The sequence below is a fragment of the Streptococcus sp. ELY_86 genome, from assembly GCF_058314495.1.
The window spans coordinates 118,214-133,887 of record NZ_JBZFUK010000004.1; the positions used below are offsets into that span (position 1 = coordinate 118,214).

Below are 15,674 nucleotides of genomic sequence, written 5' to 3' on the forward strand. Positions count from 1 at the left end.
GTTGCCGGCCTGCTATTGGTTAGTTTTTAGCCGAGTGTCTTCTTCCTTCAAGATAGACCATCAAAATTGAAATATCCGCCGGATTGACGCCGGATATACGGCTGGCCTGCCCGATTGTTTCCGGATTGATTTTCTTAAATTTTTGACGCGCCTCAGTTGCGATAGAATCAATCGCATCCCAGTCAATATTTTTAGGAATTTGCTTTTCTTCCATACGTTTCATTTTAGCAACCTGATCGAGCGCTTTTTTGATATAGCCTTCATATTTGATTTCTGTTTCTAAAAGTTCAATCAGCTTGCTGTCCAAATCTTCTGCTGCCGGACCGATAAAGCTGACAGCATCAGCATAGGTTACCTCTGGGCGACGCATAAATTCTTTCGCTGTCACAGCATCCGTTAAAGGCTTGAAGCCTAATGCTTCAACCATCTGATTCGTTTCAGGCACCGGTTTTAATTTCAAAGAATCTAATCGGCTGAGCTCATTGTCAAACTGAGCCTTTTTAACGGCAAACTGCTGATAGCGCTTCTCATCAACAAGCCCAACTTGATGGCCGATTTCTGTCAGACGCATGTCTGCATTGTCATGACGCAAGATGAGGCGGTATTCCGCACGCGATGTTAAAAGCCGGTAAGGCTCCAGGGTCCCTTTGGTCACCAAATCATCAATCATAACACCGATATAGGCATCGCTGCGCTTGAGGATGAGTTCCGGTTTTCCTTGGATTTTAAGAGCAGCGTTGATTCCTGCCACAATTCCCTGACCGGCAGCTTCTTCATAACCTGAGGTTCCGTTGGTCTGTCCGGCAGTAAAAAGTCCGGAAATTTTTTTGGTTTCTAAGGTTGCCCGCAGCTGATGCGGCAAAACAATGTCATATTCAATCGCATAACCCGTACGCATCATTTCAGCCTGTTCGAGCCCTTTAATGGAATGAACCAAATCTTTTTGGACATCCTCCGGCAGACTGGTTGACAGCCCCTGAATATAAACTTCTTCTGTTTCCCTCCCTTCAGGTTCTAAAAACAGCTGATGCCGATCCTTATCTGCAAACCGTACAATCTTATCCTCAATAGACGGACAATAGCGCGGACCCACCCCTTGAACAATACCCGAAAACATGGGCGCACGGTAGAGATTTTTATTAATGATATCGTGGCTGGTTTGGTTGGTATAAGTCAGCCAGCAGGGAATTTGATCCTGCAGGTAGTCTTCATCTTTTGACATGAAAGAAAAATGATTCGGTTTTGTATCTCCGGGCTGAATCTCGGTTTCTTCATAATTGATAGAATTAGCCTTCACTCGCGGAGGTGTTCCTGTTTTAAAGCGGCCGATTTCAAGACCTAAGTTTTTCAAATTATCTGCAAGCCCAATAGACGCTAAGCTGTTATTGGGGCCGGAAGAATACTTGAGTTCCCCCAGAATAATTTCTCCGCGCAGGGCTGTCCCTGTCGTGACAATAACAGCTTTGGCCGAAAATTTTTGATTGGTAGCGGTCCGAACGCCGACAACTTTGCCATCTTCCACTAAAATTTCTTCAATCATAGACTGGCGAAGAGTCAGATTTTCCTGTTGCTCAACCGTATGCTTCATGTTGCGAGCATAAAGTGCCTTATCAGCCTGCGCCCTCAACGCACGTACGGCAGGACCCTTGCCGGTATTGAGCATCTTCATCTGAATATAAGATTTATCAATATTCTTCCCCATCTCACCGCCAAGAGCATCAATCTCGCGAACCACGATTCCTTTGGCAGACCCTCCAATAGAAGGATTGCAGGGCATAAAAGCCAGCATTTCAAGATTGATGGTTGCAAGCAAAGTCTTGCAGCCCATGCGAGCCGTTGCTAAGCCAGCCTCAACACCGGCATGACCGGCGCCGATAACGATTACGTCGTAGTTTTCAGTAAATTCGTGTGTCATAATTATTAAGATACAAGGGTACTAAGAAAACAAAAAGAGTTGGATTCTTCTCAACGTTTTCTGACCGTATTTATTTCCTTTCTGTAAATTGTGTCCATACACAAAAACAGCCAAAACCCTCGAAAATTGTACGTCAAAAGACGCACAATTCTCATGAGCTTTGACCATCATGATTATTGTTAGAATTATTTTAACACTTTAGGACAATTTGTCAATAATCCCTTAAACCTGTTATTAAAAGATCGTTGACAAAACTGTCAAGTTAAATATACTGACAAACCTTCTCTTCTTGATAAGCATTGTCAATGAGACCGCCGCCAAGACATTCATCTCCATCATAGAAGACAACTGCTTGACCCGGTGTAATAGCACGCTGAGGTTCAGCAAAGACAACCTCTGCTTTGTCACCTGATACCTTGACAGTTACTTTACTGTCAGGTTGACGGTAACGAAACTTTGCCGTGCACTCCATTGTAAACTCTTCAGGCATATCCCGCGTAAAATGAATTTCACTAGCTGTCAAGCTGGTTGACATAAGCGATTCATGGTAAAAGCCTTGTCCAACATAGAGGATATTTTGACTCAAATCTTTGCCGACAACAAACCAAGGAGCGTTATCGCCGCCGCGCTGACCACCAATACCCAGACCGCCGCGCTGACCGATAGTATAATACATAAGTCCGGCATGCTCTCCCATATCATGTCCATCAACAGTCATCATGCGGCCCTTTTGAGCTGGCAGGTAGTTGCTCAAAAATTCTTTAAAATTCTTTTCACCGATAAAACAAATCCCAGTAGAGTCCTTTTTCTTTGCCGTAGCAAGGCCTGCTTCTTCTGCAATTTTACGCACTTCCGGTTTTTCAAGGTGTCCCAGCGGAAACATCACTTTTTGAAGCTGTTCCTGTGACAGCTGACTCAAAAAATAGGTTTGATCCTTGTTATTGTCAGCGCCGCGAAGCATGTGAACAAGGCCGTTTTCATCGCGTTCGACCTGAGCATAGTGCCCTGTTGCTACATAATCAGCACCGAGGGTCAGAGCGTAGTCCAGAAAAGCTTTAAACTTGATTTCCTTATTGCACATGACATCTGGATTTGGCGTACGTCCTGCACGATATTCTGCTAAGAAATACTCAAAAACGCGATCCCAGTACTCTTTTTCAAAGTTGACAGAGTAATAAGGTATACCAATCTGATCAGCTACTGCAGCTACATCTTTATAATCTTCAGTAGCTGTACAGACACCGAACTCATCTGTGTCGTCCCAGTTTTTCATGAAAACACCGATAACATCGTAACCTTGCTGCTTCAAAAGAAGAGCTGTCACTGATGAATCAACGCCGCCGCTCATGCCGACAACAACACATGTTTTTGAATTATCATTCATAGATAATCCTCCCATCAAATTTTAAGATATATTAGCTAAAATACTCGATAAAAATAGAACGCTGACAGAAAATACTGATCTTTCGGCCGCTATTATTTTTGAAGCTTCGCTAATAGTCAATTTTTCTAACATAGACTTGAAGGGTCTAGTTTTCAAAAGTCGATTTGAAGGTCGATTTTGAAGCGCCTGGGCGCAAAACATATTATATCACAAAACAGGCCCTAATAACCAGCAGATAATTTCAAGAAAAACTCTTTCTCCTGTAGATTTAGCCAACTAAGGAAATTGACAGTCCTGTCAATACATTAAGACCAATATCTTGTAAAAACAACTTTAGCAAGGCTTAATTCCTGTCAATATATTGTCAAGTAATATTTATACCTGTTTCTAATCCTTTAAAGGCCATCATGAACAGCTGTATAAAACACTAAAAAAGCCATCAGTTCACTAATGACTTTTCTGTTTACTTAAAATAAAAATCTACATGCCCCAAGCTGATAAGCCCTGAGCATTATATGCATTAATGGCAGAATTAATTTGATCCTGAACGGTTGCTGTAGAGCCCCAGCCAGGCATCGTTTGGAACAGTCCTGAAGCTCCTGAACCATTAGCCGCATTTACCTGGCCGTTTGATTCACGGGCAATAATGTATTCCCAAGTTGACTGCGGAACACCGGTGGCTGATGCCATTTTTGCCGCTGCGTCTGACCCAGTTGCCCCTGCAGTATTGCCATTAGCAAGGCTGCCGTTAGAAACTGTATTGGAGGCGTTGGATGCTTGAGCTTGCTGTGAAGCATAGGCAGTGTCATAAGCTGCTGCATTGGTTGTATTTTGAACAGCTGCTGCATCTGGTGCCGCTGTTTCTGTCACAGTCTCTGCAGAAGAAACTTCCTCAGCAGCAGGCTGAGTTTCTGCAGGTGCCGCAACAGTCTGAACCTGAGTTTGTTCAGTATTTTGAGGCTTCACCACTGCAGCTTGAGCGAGAACAGATTCTGATTTCTTAATATGTGCTTCTGTATTTACAGATTCTCCTGTAAAAAGGGTCGCAAATCCTACAAAAAAAGGTAAAACTAAAAATTGGCTTTTAACAACTTTTTTGAATTTCGATTTTTTGACTCTACTGTACATAAAAAATTTGTTTCCTTTCATTATCTCGTTCTCTATCATATAGGTTAATTGTTACTTTAGCTTTATTTTTATATTAAAAATATTACAATTAGATTTAAAGTAAATAAAAAATACCCAAAACTATTGAAATTTTGAGCATTTTAGACATCTATTTAAAATTAATACCAACCATTAGCATTCCAGAAGGCCTGAGCTGCTGTCCATGAACCATAGCGGCTGGTAACATATGCATCTGCCACGCGTTCTTGGTTTTCAGCTGACAAGTCACCATTCAAATAAGAGCTGCTCAGCTGATAACGGCCGTAATACTGCCCGTTTTGGGCGCTGTAGCTGCCTCCTGATTCTTTTTGAGCAATAAATTCTTTCGCTGCTGCATCTGATGCACTCAAACTGCTGCCGGTTGTTGAAGCCGATGATGTTGACTCTTTTGTCTGCGATTCAGCAGGGGCGGCTGCCGTCGCTTCAGTGGTTTGAGGGGCTTGTGATGAAGCTGCTGTTGTTGCTTCGCTCACTTGTGTTTCTGCAGGTGCCGCTGTTGTGGCCTCACTTGTCTGTGATTCAGCAGGGGCGGCTGTTGTTGCTTCAGTAGTTTGAGAAGTGGCTTGCGAAGAAGCTGCTGTCGTCGCTTCGCTCACTTGTGTTTCTGCAGGTGCCGCTGTTGTGGCCTCACTTGTCTGCGATTCAGCAGGGGTTGCAGGCACAGCTGTCGTAGTTTCAGGCGCTTGAGTCGTTTCAGAAACTGACGGCGCAGATGTTTCTTCTGAAGCAGCTGCTGGTGCTTCTGATGCTTGAGGCGCTTGTGCTGATGTTTCTTTCTCATCTAACTCTAAAACCTGATCAACATAAATAAGATGAACATCTTTAATCTTATTCAATTTAGCAAGCTTTTTGACTGTTGTTCCATGAGCTGAAGCTATCCCTGACAGAGTGTCTCCTGATTTTACGGTATAGCTTTCTGCATGCGCTGCAATAGGCAAGATTAAACTGGCAGCTGTGGCAAGTCCTGCAAAGCCGGTTTTTACTGTTTTGCTTTTATTTTCTAAAATATTTTTTAATGACATAACTTACTCCTTTTAGCGTTATATTACCCATCATACAGTAGATATATTACTTGCTTTTTAGAGTAAGGTTAAATATATTACAATTAGATTTTAATTAAAAAAAGAAAACGCCTTCTTTTGCTTTGTTGGCAACTATTCAACCTTTGTTAAATCATTACACCTTTCCGCATCAGTCAAACGTTTTTCTTATTTTTTTAATAAAAATAATAGTAAACCCAGACAGCAGATACCAATAATGGCCAGGCTGTCTTTATAGGTCCATCTTAACAATCGATATTTACTGCGGCCCGATCCGCCTTGATAGCCGCGTGCCTCCATTGCTGTCGCTAAAGCATCAGCTCTTTTAAAGCTGGAAGCAAAGAGGGGGATTAAAATAGGAATGATAGACTTTACTTTTTGAATCAGATTTCCTTCTCCAAAATCAACACCACGCGCTTTTTGAGCATTCATGATACGCGTCGTGTCATCCATCAGCGTCGGTACAAAGCGCAGGCTTAATGACAGCATCAAACCAATCTCATGCACAGGAACCTTTAAAGGTTCTAAAGGTTTTAAAAGAGATTCTACCGCATCTGCCAAACTAAGAGGAGTTGTTGTCAGGGTCAGAAGTGTTGAAAATATAATAATCAGCACAAAGCGCATAAAAATCAATGCTGCCTGCCCAAGACCATAGTCGGTTATTTTGATAATCCACAACTGAACCAGGACTTGCCCTGTCTGGGTAAAAAGAACCTGAAACAGAGTTGTAAAAAGGATCAAGCCTATCATCGGCCTTAACCCTTTTAGGAAAAAGCTGATTTTAATGCGGGACAGCAAAACCAAAGCCATTGTAAAAGTAAACATCAAAAGGTTTGTAGCAGCATTATTGGCCCAAAAAACAACAATAATGAAAATAAACATTGACAGCAGTTTGCTTCTTGGATCCAGGCGGTGAATGAACGAATCACCCGGAATATAGCGGCCAAGGATAAGGTTATTCATTCTTAATAGCCTCCACAAATTCTTCTAGGGTGATGGGTAAGGAATCGAAAGCCATGCCCTTTTCTCTTAAATTGGCAGCGAACTGAGTAATTTTAGGAACCCCTAATTGCTTGCTTTCTAAAAAGTCAATTTCCTGAAAAACGGATTTAGGACTGCCCGACAGAACAATCCTCCCTTTTTCCAAAACATAAACCCAATCTGCGTGGTTAGACACATCATCCATTAAATGAGTAACTAATACGATAGTCATCCCTTGCCGGTGAAGCTCTTCAAACAAATTCATCAGCTCACGCCGACCCTTGGGATCAAGCCCGGCCGTAGGCTCGTCTAAGACTAAAATATTCGGCTCCATAGCCAAAATACCTGCAATAGCTACCCTGCGCATCTGACCGCCGGATAATTCAAAAGGATTTTTTTCAAATAAATCTTCATCAATACCAACTAAAGCCAATTTTTCACGGGCTGTTTTTTCAGCATTTTCCTGAGAAATACCGAAATTTTGCGGCCCAAAAGCAACGTCTTTTAAAACTGTTTCATCAAAAAGCTGACTTTCCGGAAATTGAAAGACCAAACCAACCTTTTTACGAATACTTTTGATATCCTTATTTTTTGAGTCGGGCTTAATGGCCACATCATCAACATAAACAGTTCCCTCAGTCGGTGTATTAAGCCCGTTTAAAAGCTGCATAATAGTCGATTTACCGCTGCCTGTATGTCCAATAAAAGCCGTAAAACTGCCATCTTTAATTTCCAAATCAACATCGAAAAGGGCACGCCCTTCAAAAGGGGTTCCCGCTTGATAAGTATAACTTACTTTTTGGAGAATAATGCCCATAACTTTTCTTCTAATTCCTTTTCTAGCAAATAATCTTCATTAAATGTAAAACCTATTTGCTCAAGAGCCTTAATAATCGTTGAGGTGAAAGGAATATCAAGCCCTAAACTCAGCAGCTCATCTCCTCTGGAAAATAATTCTCGCGGGGTTGAACTGGATTCTATCTGACCTTTCTTCATCACCAAAACCCGGTCACTCAAAGCAACCTCGTCTAAATCATGAGTAATGGATATTACCGTCATGCCGTAGTCATCACGAATTTTTTGAATAATCTTAATCAATTCCAGACGGCCTTCCGGATCCAGCATGCTGGTTGCCTCATCCAAAATAATAATACTCGGCCGCATAGCTACTGCTCCTGCAATAGCCACTCTTTGCTTTTGTCCCCCTGATAGTCTGGCAGGCTCTCTTGTCTTAAAATCAAGCATGCCGACAAGACTTAACGCTTCTCTGACACGTTCTTGCATTTCTTTCAGAGGAACACCTTGATTTTCCAGTCCAAAAGCAACATCATCTTCTACAGTGGCACCAACAAACTGATTGTCCGGATTTTGAAAAACCATGCCAATCTTGTGGCGAATCTCCCAAATGTTGCTGTCAGACAGTTCTTCACCTTCTATGAAAATTTGTCCGGATTCAGCTTCTAAAAGTCCGTCAATCAGGCGAACAGCCGTTGATTTCCCGCTGCCGTTATGGCCGATAATGGCTAGCCATTCTCCATGTTTCACGTGAAACGAAATATTATCTAATGTCGGTTTTTTTTGATGATCATCATAACGAAACGTAACGTTTTTTAATTCAATCGTTTTATCTGCCATTGTCTATTTAAAGGTATCCTTGAAAAGGAAGCCGGCTCCCTTGAAATAATCGTAACCTGAGTAAAGAGTGAAAAACAAAGCAAGGTACAGCAAGATAGTTCCCAACAGTTCAAAGTGGCAAAGCAAAAAGATAATTGAAAACATCTGAGTTGCTGTTTTAATTTTTCCGGGCATGGCAGCAGCTAAAACTTCCCCGCCTGTTTCAACCAAAAGCAAACGCAAACCAGTCACTGCTAATTCTCGGCAGATGATAACAGCTGAAACCCAGGCAGGTGCTAAATCAAGCCCAACAAGCATGATAAAAGCACTCATAACCAGCATCTTATCCGCCAGAGGGTCAGCAAATTTACCAAAATTAGTCACCACTTTCCACTTGCGGGCCAAATAACCGTCCAGATAATCCGTTAAGCTTGCTGCAGCAAAGATAATCGCTGCAACAATATGCCAAGCTGTACTGCTGGTGACAGAAGTTAAAAGCAGGAAAACCGGTATCAGTAAAATACGAATGAGCGTTAATAAATTGGGGATATTTTCTTTTTTAGTCATTAAAAACTCCTTTATTGGACTGTCACATTAATGTTTGTCAAACCGGCATTAATGAGATTAGACGTGTCCAGTTTTTGACCGTTTATGGTTATGTCAACACCGCTGAGCACCGCAACTGTCAGCATAGAAGTTGTTGAACCTTCTGCTAAAGTTACTGTATAAGTCTTCTGGGCTGCTGTCAGTGTTGTTCCGGACTCTCCAGCATCGGTATTGCTTGCTGAAACCCAGCTTTCCTCTTCTCCTGTCAAGGTAAAGGTAATTTCTACCTTGCCATTTGTATTGCTCAAAGTGACATTATTGCCGCCTTCTGCGAAATCTGTTGTAATGTTTGTCTGACTTTGTGCAGTCGTTGTGGTTGAATCACTGGTCGTGTCTTTCTTTTGTTTAGAAGAGGTGCTCAGTTCAGTTTTGTCAGAATCATTGTGCAGCTGGTTATAAGCAATATAGCCGACGTAGCTGACAATAGCCAAAGCCAGCAATACAAGCAAAATCAAGGCCCAAGGGAAACGTCTGCTCGGCTCTTCTTCGTAATCATATTTACTGAGGCGAGACGGAATTTTCTCAACTGCAGGAGCAGTTTTCTCAAGGTCTTCCTCAGTGTCATCCAATTGCGGTGTTTCCTCTGTCAGACTGATATTTTGAGTAACATCTAAGTCAATGGACAGATCTTGAGGAGTTTCAGATGGTTTTTCGTCGCTTTGATCTTCAGACGCAGCTGCAGATGCTGTATCTGCTGAAGCTGAAGAAGCAGCAGGCTCATCTATTGAAGAAGGAAGAATCAAGTCATCACTTAACTCTTGATTGCGATAGCCGTGAATGATAGACACCGGATCTAAACCGACAACTTCGGCATACTTTTCTAAATACTCATTGGTCTTTCCTTCCGGCAGTAATTTGAGCTGATCCAGCTCCATAGCCAGTATGTAATGAGGCGCAATCCCTGTTTTATCGACCACATCATCAAAGCTTAATTTTTTTTCAATGCGTGCATCACGTAAAATATCACCTATTTTATCCATTTTATTTTACCTCATTCCTTTCCGTCTCTACTAATCCTGTTTATTATAACAAATTTTAGAGTGTTTTTCTGCCTATTTTGGAAATAGTGTAAAATCTGTCACTTGCAATTCTCTCATAATCTTCTGTCCAAATTCCACAACATCTCTTATTTCCAAGCTTTGTAAAACGCTCGGAAAATCAAAGTAAGTTTCCTTTTTCCACAAATTATCAATAAATTGATTAGCAAGTGTATCTATGGTATCTAAACTGCTGATAAAATCACCATATAACTCATTTTTCAGAGTTTGTAAATGGCTTTCTGATAAATTCTCATCTGCTTCAAATTTTTTGACTGCCTGACGGATCTGATTGGACATGGCAATAGGCTCTTTTGTGTCAAGCATGATGACAACAAATTGATAAGATGCCGATACCTCAATTTTCATATCAAAAGAATCATCAATCTTCCCATCTGCATACCATTTTTGATAGCGCTGAGAAGTCCAGCCGAACAAAAGGGAGAAAAAGAGCTTCAAAAGCAGTTTTTCCCTCAATAAAGATTTGGTTTTCTTTCCAATAAAATCAAAACGAAAGCCTACAGCCAACTTTGGAAGTGTAATATCTTTTTGCAGTGAACCTGCTGTTGCAACAGGAAGCAGTTTTAAATTTGATCGTTCAATGTGAGGTGCTTTCGCCTGAGGCAGCTCTTTTTGAAAAGTGACAATATCCTTGTAAACTTGTTTGACATCAAAAGACCCGACCACCAAAAGAACAAGATTGGAAGGATGGTAAAAATAATGAAAATTTTCTTCCAGATCATGCTGAGTTAAGCTGCCGATACTCGCTTGACTGCCAACGATATCTTTTGCCAGAGGTGTCTCAGGATAAAGCTTAGCTAAAATACCTTGGTATAAAAAATCATCGGCATCATCCTGATACATATCAATTTCCTGAGCAATAATATCTTTTTCATTTTCAATTGACGCAGCTGTAAAGGAAACTTTACTTGTAAAATTTTGCAGTAAGGCAAGATTCTCTTTAATCCTGTCAGCTGCCGAAAAGTAATAGACTGTTTTATTAAAATCTGTATAAGCATTGCTGTCCGCGCCTAATTTTGTAAATTCATAAGAAGCGTCTTTACCGTTTTCCATTTCAAACAGTTGGTGTTCTAAGAAATGAGCAATACCCTCTGAATACTTCTTAGGCTTACCGTCTGCTGTAAACTCTGTGTCAATTGAACCAAATTGGCTGCTGATCAGAGCAAAAGTTTCTTTGAAATCTTTTTTAGGCAGCAAAAAAACAGTGATCCCATTATCCAGCTGGTTGAAGTAAAATTCCTCACCGATATCCGGAAATTTACGTCTTTTTAATCTCGTTGCAGCCATTTACTCTCCTTCTAAAAAATAGATAGACTGTAGCTTAATAAGGTTAGCCACCTTGACAACATCTTCTTTACTGATTTTGTCAATCTTGTCAATCCATTCTTTTGTTTCTAAGCAGCGCTCTTTTAAAAATTGACAATGGTAATTATGTTCAATCATACTTTTAGGATGATCTTCTGACAGCTGAATGCTGCTGATCAGCATTTTCTTGGTCTGGTTTAATAAATGGCCGGAAAAACGCCCTAACTTCAAATCATTAAATTGTTTATTGATTAGCTGAAATGTCTGGGGCCTTTTTTTGCTGTCAATCCCCGTGTAAAGCTGCAGTAAACCTCTGAAACTGTCAAAATGACTGCCGATGCTGTAGGCCAGGCCTTGTTTTTCCCTGATTTCAGTAAACAATTTTGAATGCGGAAAAGCGCCTAAAATGCCATTAAAAACAAGCAAAGCATAGTAATTGCTGTCACCATAGGTTATTGGCAGATGGTAGCCTAGCTGCAGAATAGACTGCTGGTTTTCTCTTTGTTCAACCTTTTCCTGAACAACTTTTGAATAATTCTGCTGATAAAAAAAGGTCAATTCTTTTTGCCGATCTCTCAAAGGAAATTCTTCAATCAACTGTAAAACATGATAGTCATCAAAACTGCCTAAAACAAAAATATCAATGCGGTCTTCCTTGAGCATTTTTTGAAATTCCTGATAGGCAGTATAAGAATTTTCAGCAGCCACTAAATCAGCTGTAGCATCCTTTGCATACTGCATAATTTCTTCTTTGAAAAAAAGTTTCTGCAGCTCCAAATGGCTGTAGTAAAAGGCATCTTCTTTATCAGTTTCTAAATACCTCATTAAGTTTGCCTTTTCAAGATCAAAAGTCTTACTCTGATAATGCTCTACTGACGCTAAAGGGTTGAACAGGGCTTCTCTCAAAAAAGCGACTATCTCCCCCAAAACAGAACCGCCTTCCGGTATAAACTGATCCGCTGCAAAAGAAATGTCGATGTCAACAATATGAACCCGTCCTTTCGTCGAAACCTGCGTTGAATAGCGAGCTCCGTAAAGATTGGCTAATTTTTCTCTGAAAGCCTGCGGCGTCGGATAAGCATTGTTAGCTGTTGCCAGCATTTGAGCGGCCAGAACACGCCGGGCCAAGGTTTTGCTGTTTAATTCTCCGGAAAACCGAAAGGTAATATGATTAGTCTTAAATTTGGTCGTTTTAATCAAGTGTAAATGTACATCTTGGGCTAATTTCATGGAACTTCCTTCAATATGTTATTCCGTTCAATTATATCATTTTATGCTATAATTATCCTTAGAGAAAGTTGAGGAATTTATGGAATACAAACTTTTTGGAGACTATATTACACTGCAGGCACTCTTGAAAAATTTAGGCATTATCGCAAGCGGAGGAGCTGTCAAGTCTTATTTAGCCAGCACACAAGTTCTATTTAACGGCCAGGCAGAGACCCGCCGCGGAAAGAAGATTCGCTTAGGAGATCAAGTTGCTATTCCGGCATCGGACATTGTTATTACTGTTGTTGAACCTTCGCCTGAAGAAAAAGCGGAGCATCTCAGCCAGCTGGCGGAAAAAGAAAGAGTGTCAGCTCTCGTCAAAGAATTGAACCAAAAGAACAAGAAAACCAATCAGCATAAAGGACCAAAAACAGTTTCTAAAACTAAAAGGGCTGTTAAATTTCCCGGCACTTAACTATGTGGATAGAAAAAATTAAACTGACAAATTATCGCAATTACCAGAATCTTGAAGCTGAATTTTCTCCAAAACTTAATGTTTTTGTCGGTCAGAACGCCCAAGGAAAGACAAACTTTTTAGAAGCTGTCTATTTTCTGTCTTTGACACGCAGCCACCGGACACGTACAGACAAAGAGCTGATTCGCTTTGGCGAAAACGAACTGCATGTTTTAGGAATACTCAATCGCATCAATGGTAAAATTCCTTTGGAAATCACCTTGTCAGACAAAGGAAGAACAACGAGAATTAACCATTTGAAGCAATCCAAACTGTCAGATTATATCGGCATGATGACCGTTGTTCTTTTTGCACCGGAAGATCTGCAGCTTGTCAAAGGCTCCCCCAGTCTTAGAAGGAAGTTCATTGATATTGATTTGGGACAGATTAAACCTGTCTATCTGGCTGATTTATCAAATTATAATCATGTTTTAAAACAAAGAAATTCCTATCTAAAAAAAGCTGACAAAGTTGATTCGGAATTTTTAAGTGTTTTGGATGAACAACTGGCGGATTACGGAGCCAGAGTTATCAGGCATCGTTTTGATTTTATCCGTGATCTGGCCAAAGAAGCCGATAAACACCATTTTACCATTTCAAATCAGCAGGAACATTTAAGCATTTCTTATCTGTCTTCCGTTAAATTTGATGATAAAAAAGACATTGAGAAAAATTTCCTGTCCCAGCTGCAAAAGAATCGTCAGCGAGACATTTTTAAGAAGAATACTGGTTTGGGACCTCATCGTGATGATTTGTCATTTTTTATTAATGATATGAATGCCAGTTTTGGCAGCCAGGGACAGCATCGCAGTTTGATTTTATCGCTAAAGTTAGCTGAAATCGAACTCATCAAATCTGTTACCGGAGACTACCCTATCCTTTTGCTAGATGATGTTATGAGTGAACTTGACAATCACAGACAAACCAAACTTTTAGAAGGCATTAAAGAAAACGTCCAAACATTTATCACCACAACCAGTCTTGAGCACCTTCAGCAGCTTCCTGAGGATTTAAAACTCTTTACTATCCGTCAGGGAAAAATTTCCGCAGATTAACACATTTGTAAAACATCTGTCAATTTTCTTTACAAAAAATGTAAACAGCATGTCAACAAACACTGTTTTTAAAGCATTTATGATTAAATTTATTGTCAAGTTACTGTCTACAGTCGAATTTCCCGTCTTAAAGAAGACTTCAATTTTAGAAAAAGAAAAAAGAAACTGTTTTAATGACGGCAGTTTCTTTTTTGATTCTTTATTGTACAGAATAATTAGGCGCTTCGTTTGTAATTTGAACATCGTGTGGATGGCTTTCAATCAGCCCTGCCCCTGACATCTCCATAAACTGGGCATTTTCACGAAGTTCCTGCAAATCAGCAGCCCCTACATAGCCCATACCGGATCGGATACCGCCAAGCATTTGGAAAACAATATCTGCCGCAGCACCCTTATAAGCTACACGCCCTTCGATACCTTCCGGGACAAGTTTGTTAGCTTCATTGACAGAACCTTGGAAGTAGCGGTCGCTTGACCCTTTCTTCATTGCTGCAATGGAACCCATACCGCGGTAAGTTTTAAACTTACGGCCTTGATAAATCTCTGTTTCACCGGGTGCTTCATCAGTACCCGCAAACATAGAACCGAGCATAACAGCATTGCCGCCCGCAGCAAGTGCTTTGACAATATCTCCGGAATATTTAATCCCTCCATCTGCAATAATGGTTTTGCCATACTCACGCGCAACACCGGCAGCATCATAGACAGCTGTAATCTGAGGAACTCCGACACCGGCAACAACACGGGTTGTACAGATGGAGCCCGGACCGATTCCCACTTTAACAACATCAACACCGGCATCGTAAAGAGCTCTGGCACCGGCAGCAGTGGCAATATTTCCGGCAATTAAAGTCTTATCAGGAAAAGTATCGCGAATTTCAGCAATTTTCCGAAGAACTCCGGCAGAATGACCATGAGCTGTATCAATAACAATGGCATCTGCTCCGGCTTCGAAAAGGGCTTCTGCACGCTCAAACGTATCAGAAGTGACACCGACAGCACCGGCAACTAACAGACGGCCAAACTCATCTTTAGCAGCATTTGGAAATTCAATAACTTTTTCGATATCTTTAATTGTAATGAGACCTGACAGACGGCCCGTTTCATCAACCAAAGGTAATTTTTCAATACGATGTTCATGCAAGATGCGCTCTGCTGTTTCAAGATCTGTTCCGACCGGAGCTGTCACCAGCTTTTCACTGGTCATGTGCTCTGAAATCAGTGTATCATAATCAGAGATAAAGCGCATATCGCGGTTTGTAATGATACCGACTAATTTACGATTTTCAAGCGTTTCTACGATTGGAACTCCGCTGATGCGATAGCGCTGCATCAATTCTTCAGCTTCAGAAACTTTGTGCTTAGGCGTTAAGAAGAAAGGATCAATAATAACCCCGTTTTCTGAACGTTTTACCTTCCGAACTTCCTCAGCCTGCTCTTTAATGGACATATTCTTGTGAATAACGCCAAGACCGCCTGCACGCGCAATAGCAATCGCCATCTTACTGTCAGTAACAGTATCCATAGCTGCTGTGATAATTGGAATATTTAATGTCAAATTTTTAGCCAATCTGGTCTGCAGATTAACTTCATTTGGAAGAACATGGCTTTCAGCCGGGATAAGCAATACATCATCGAAGGTATAACCTTTTTTCAAAAATTTAGTGTTCCAATTTGACATTATCTAATCCTCTTTTCTATACATTTTTGCCGGTCGGCTAGTTTAATTGTTACTATAATAACACGCTAAAATCATTTGTCAATAAATTCAGGGAAATTTGCCCAAGAAAAAAAAACAGATGAAAAAAGCTGATTTTTACAGCATC

General features: G+C 40.8%; 14 protein-coding genes. 2 read left to right on the plus strand and 12 right to left on the minus strand.

The window, feature by feature from the left end:
* Positions 1 to 19: 19 nt before the first annotated feature.
* The 11 genes from mnmG to yfmF form a co-directional block, all read right to left on the minus strand.
* Complete coding sequence (gene mnmG / locus AC4HAN_RS07260; RefSeq protein ID WP_491091913.1) at positions 20 to 1,915, minus strand: tRNA uridine-5-carboxymethylaminomethyl(34) synthesis enzyme MnmG; 1,896 nt, start codon at positions 1,913 to 1,915, stop codon at positions 20 to 22.
* Positions 1,916 to 2,177: 262 nt separating this feature from the next.
* A complete protein-coding gene (gene mnmA, locus AC4HAN_RS07265) occupies positions 2,178 to 3,299 on the minus strand; it encodes a tRNA 2-thiouridine(34) synthase MnmA (RefSeq protein WP_491091914.1) in 1,122 nt (373 codons plus the stop codon).
* A 480-nt stretch (positions 3,300 to 3,779) separates the two neighbouring features.
* The gene (locus AC4HAN_RS07270) at positions 3,780 to 4,427 is read right to left on the minus strand and encodes a transglycosylase SLT domain-containing protein (RefSeq protein ID WP_491091915.1); all 648 of its coding nucleotides are present in this window, start codon (positions 4,425 to 4,427) and stop codon (positions 3,780 to 3,782) included.
* Positions 4,428 to 4,585: 158 nt separating this feature from the next.
* Positions 4,586 to 5,488, minus strand: coding sequence for an aggregation-promoting factor (gene apf / locus AC4HAN_RS07275; protein ID WP_491091916.1), 903 nt, complete (start codon positions 5,486 to 5,488; stop codon positions 4,586 to 4,588).
* Positions 5,489 to 5,674: 186 nt separating this feature from the next.
* On the minus strand, positions 5,675 to 6,469 hold the full coding sequence (locus AC4HAN_RS07280) for an energy-coupling factor transporter transmembrane component T family protein (protein ID WP_491091917.1): 795 nt from the start codon (positions 6,467 to 6,469) through the stop codon (positions 5,675 to 5,677).
* A complete protein-coding gene (locus AC4HAN_RS07285; protein WP_491091918.1) occupies positions 6,462 to 7,304 on the minus strand; it encodes an energy-coupling factor transporter ATPase in 843 nt (280 codons plus the stop codon). Before AC4HAN_RS07285 ends, AC4HAN_RS07280 begins: the two co-directional genes overlap by 8 nt.
* Complete coding sequence (locus AC4HAN_RS07290) at positions 7,280 to 8,122, minus strand: energy-coupling factor ABC transporter ATP-binding protein (protein WP_491091919.1); 843 nt, start codon at positions 8,120 to 8,122, stop codon at positions 7,280 to 7,282. Before AC4HAN_RS07290 ends, AC4HAN_RS07285 begins: the two co-directional genes overlap by 25 nt.
* Before the next feature lie 3 nt (positions 8,123 to 8,125).
* The gene (gene pgsA, locus AC4HAN_RS07295; protein ID WP_027974956.1) at positions 8,126 to 8,668 is read right to left on the minus strand and encodes a CDP-diacylglycerol--glycerol-3-phosphate 3-phosphatidyltransferase; all 543 of its coding nucleotides are present in this window, start codon (positions 8,666 to 8,668) and stop codon (positions 8,126 to 8,128) included.
* An 11-nt stretch (positions 8,669 to 8,679) separates the two neighbouring features.
* Positions 8,680 to 9,687, minus strand: coding sequence for a helix-turn-helix domain-containing protein (locus AC4HAN_RS07300; protein WP_491091920.1), 1,008 nt, complete (start codon positions 9,685 to 9,687; stop codon positions 8,680 to 8,682).
* Positions 9,688 to 9,759: 72 nt separating this feature from the next.
* Entirely contained in the window at positions 9,760 to 11,052 is a 1,293-nt protein-coding gene (gene yfmH / locus AC4HAN_RS07305) for an EF-P 5-aminopentanol modification-associated protein YfmH (RefSeq protein WP_491091921.1), read from the minus strand.
* On the minus strand, positions 11,053 to 12,300 hold the full coding sequence (yfmF, locus tag AC4HAN_RS07310) for an EF-P 5-aminopentanol modification-associated protein YfmF (RefSeq protein ID WP_491091922.1): 1,248 nt from the start codon (positions 12,298 to 12,300) through the stop codon (positions 11,053 to 11,055).
* Between the two features lie 79 nt (positions 12,301 to 12,379).
* Between yfmF and yaaA the strand changes: the two genes are divergently transcribed.
* Positions 12,380 to 12,754 carry a S4 domain-containing protein YaaA gene (yaaA, locus tag AC4HAN_RS07315; protein ID WP_491091923.1) on the plus strand — a complete coding sequence of 125 codons (375 nt, stop codon included), beginning with the start codon at positions 12,380 to 12,382 and terminating at the stop codon, positions 12,752 to 12,754.
* 2 nt (positions 12,755 to 12,756) lie between these two features.
* Positions 12,757 to 13,848: a DNA replication/repair protein RecF gene (recF, locus tag AC4HAN_RS07320; protein ID WP_491091924.1), complete on the plus strand. Its 1,092-nt coding sequence runs from the start codon at positions 12,757 to 12,759 to the stop codon at positions 13,846 to 13,848.
* Positions 13,849 to 14,047: 199 nt separating this feature from the next.
* On the opposite strand, the gene guaB is transcribed toward recF, so the two are convergent.
* Entirely contained in the window at positions 14,048 to 15,529 is a 1,482-nt protein-coding gene (gene guaB / locus AC4HAN_RS07325; protein ID WP_491091925.1) for an IMP dehydrogenase, read from the minus strand.
* Positions 15,530 to 15,674: the final 145 nt, after the last annotated feature.

Excerpts from the sequence above, each read along its gene's own strand:
- pgsA (WP_027974956.1), bottom strand. The coding sequence starts at position 8,668 with ATGACTAAAAAAGAAAATATCCCCAATTTATTAACGCTCATTCGTATT.
- AC4HAN_RS07270 (WP_491091915.1), bottom strand. The coding sequence starts at position 4,427 with ATGTACAGTAGAGTCAAAAAATCGAAATTCAAAAAAGTTGTTAAAAGC.
- yfmH (WP_491091921.1), bottom strand. The coding sequence starts at position 11,052 with ATGGCTGCAACGAGATTAAAAAGACGTAAATTTCCGGATATCGGTGAG.
- AC4HAN_RS07290 (WP_491091919.1), bottom strand. The coding sequence starts at position 8,122 with ATGGCAGATAAAACGATTGAATTAAAAAACGTTACGTTTCGTTATGAT.
- AC4HAN_RS07280 (WP_491091917.1), bottom strand. The coding sequence starts at position 6,469 with ATGAATAACCTTATCCTTGGCCGCTATATTCCGGGTGATTCGTTCATT.
- mnmA (WP_491091914.1), bottom strand. The coding sequence starts at position 3,299 with ATGAATGATAATTCAAAAACATGTGTTGTTGTCGGCATGAGCGGCGGC.
- apf (WP_491091916.1), bottom strand. The coding sequence starts at position 5,488 with ATGTCATTAAAAAATATTTTAGAAAATAAAAGCAAAACAGTAAAAACC.
- mnmG (WP_491091913.1), bottom strand. The coding sequence starts at position 1,915 with ATGACACACGAATTTACTGAAAACTACGACGTAATCGTTATCGGCGCC.
- recF (WP_491091924.1), top strand. The coding sequence starts at position 12,757 with ATGTGGATAGAAAAAATTAAACTGACAAATTATCGCAATTACCAGAAT.
- guaB (WP_491091925.1), bottom strand. The coding sequence starts at position 15,529 with ATGTCAAATTGGAACACTAAATTTTTGAAAAAAGGTTATACCTTCGAT.
- AC4HAN_RS07285 (WP_491091918.1), bottom strand. The coding sequence starts at position 7,304 with ATGGGCATTATTCTCCAAAAAGTAAGTTATACTTATCAAGCGGGAACC.
- AC4HAN_RS07300 (WP_491091920.1), bottom strand. The coding sequence starts at position 9,687 with ATGGATAAAATAGGTGATATTTTACGTGATGCACGCATTGAAAAAAAA.
- yfmF (WP_491091922.1), bottom strand. The coding sequence starts at position 12,300 with ATGAAATTAGCCCAAGATGTACATTTACACTTGATTAAAACGACCAAA.
- yaaA (WP_491091923.1), top strand. The coding sequence starts at position 12,380 with ATGGAATACAAACTTTTTGGAGACTATATTACACTGCAGGCACTCTTG.